This is a genomic window from Pseudoalteromonas sp. SR45-5 (genome assembly GCF_014163565.1).
Taxonomy (GTDB): domain Bacteria; phylum Pseudomonadota; class Gammaproteobacteria; order Enterobacterales; family Alteromonadaceae; genus Pseudoalteromonas; species Pseudoalteromonas distincta.
In genome coordinates this window covers 1-2,099 of record NZ_JACJDN010000662.1, presented here as the reverse complement: position 1 = coordinate 2,099, position 2,099 = coordinate 1, and the positions used below count along the sequence as shown (strand labels likewise).

Sequence of the window (2,099 nt, the reverse complement as noted above, 5' to 3'; positions counted from 1 at the left end):
TTTTAAATCTTAAACGTTAACTACAACTTACAACAAAGCCGCTAAATAAGCGGCTTTGTTGTTTAAAGTAATCTTAAATTAACGTATGCATTGCGGCCTAGGCTCGAACTCACTCGCCCTAAGCGGTAGCTGAATCACCTTGCCACATCCTGGTGGTGCCTGCTTACCCGTTTGCTCATTTACAAATGCCCAGCGTATTGATGGTGGACGCGTATCAGCTATTGCTTGTGGGTTAAGTGGTTTTAAGTAACGAATATATGCTTCTAATGCGCCTACGCTACCTGTTAAACCAGTGCTTTTGTTGTCATCTCGACCAAGCCACGCAACAGTCACTGTATTTTGATCAAAGCCTGCAAACCAACTATCACGTAAATCGTTGCTGGTCCCTGTTTTACCAGCGAGCTGGATTGACGGAAAGTGTAAATTTAAGCGTTTAGCAGTGCCATCTTTCGTTACGCGTTTCATTGCGTATTTGGTCATATACATTGCAGATTTATCAAAACGAGGCTCTGCATTTACTTTATGCTTATAAAGTACTTTACCAACAGAGTCAGTTAATGCCGAAATTGCAGTGAGCTTTTTATATTCGCCATCTGCAGCAATTGTTGTATAAAGCTGAGCCACTTCAAAACTCGACATTTCAACAGCCCCTAAAAGCAGCGATGGGTATTCGTCTATCGCCCCTGTTGCGCCTAAACCTTTCAATGTATTTACTACTTTATCAACACCTACATCGAGGCCTAAATTAACCGCTGGGATATTTATACTGTTACTAAATGCTTTATAAAGTGGAATTGCACCACGGTATTGGTGGTCAAAATTTTCTGGTTGCCACACTTTACCTTGCTCATTTGTGACCTGTACTGGCGAGTCATCAAGCAAAGTAGCTAAATTATAATGTGGCAATTGCAGTGCGGTTAAATACACGGCAGGTTTTACAAGCGAGCCTATATTACGTTTTGTGTCTAAAACACGGTTAAATCCTGAATATCGAACATCGCGACCAGCAATAAGTGCAGAAACACCGCCTTTTTCTACATTAACAGAGATCATGGCTGCTTCTAGTTTTTCAGTTCTAGGGCGATTTTCCAAGTACGGTAAACTCTTTTCAACCGACTCTTCCATTGCTGTTTGCTTTTGCAAGTCAAAATAAGTAAATACTCTTACGCCTGCATCAAGTGTTTGCTGATCAGGTAATAATTCATTTAACTCTCTGTTTACTAGCTCTAAATAGCCTGGGTATGATTTTTGTAAACTGGCTTTCATTGGCGCAATATCAATTGGGCGATTAAGCGATGCACGGTACTCTTTTGTGCTAAGTAACTTATTTTCGACCATTAGACGCAGCACTAAGTCCCTGCGCTCCATTGTGCGCTCTTTATAACGACGTGGGTTGTAATAAGATGGGCCTTTAACCATTGCCACCAGCAGAGCAATTTGATCGTACTCAAGCTCGTCTACAGGCTTTGAAAAGTAAAAGTCAGAAGCAAGCCCCATACCATGGATACCTTGGTTGTATGACTGCCCTAGGTATACCTCATTTAAGTAAGCTTCTAATATCTGATCTTTTGAATAGCGATAATCTAAAATAAGGGCAATAAAGGCCTCATTTATTTTTCGTACTAAAGAACGCTCACGCGTGAGGTAAATATTTTTAGCTAATTGCTGAGTAAGCGTACTGCCACCTTGAACGGTGCGTCCCGCTTTAATATTTGAATAAAGCGCACGTAAAATAGAAAACACCGACACACCATGGTGATCATAAAAATCACGGTCTTCAACTACCAGTAGCGTATCTTTAAGCATGGCTGGGAACTTATCTAGCGGTACAAATTCTCTATCTTGTTTAGAGTCGTTGCCAATTCGCGCTATTTGCACAGGTTCTAGGCGAGCAGAGTTTAAACGCCTGCCGAACTTATCTTTAATAGTCGCAACTTTTTGCCCTGCAAAACGAAGTTCAATAATATGTGATTCTTCAAGGCCATCATAAAATTCAAAATCACGGCGATAAATCTTGATGCTATCTGCTGTTTTAACAAACTGCCCTGTTCTGCTTAATCTATTAACAGATGAATAATGTAGACGCTCTAACTCAAACA

Annotated in this window: 1 protein-coding gene; it reads right to left on the bottom strand. The window is 40.7% G+C overall.

All coding sequences use genetic code 11. From position 1 onward, the window contains the following. Positions 1 to 78: 78 nt before the first annotated feature. Positions 79 to 2,099 (bottom strand): penicillin-binding protein 1B (gene mrcB, locus H5072_RS17715; protein WP_182694303.1); only part of this gene is annotated, 2,021 nt, incomplete at its 5' end.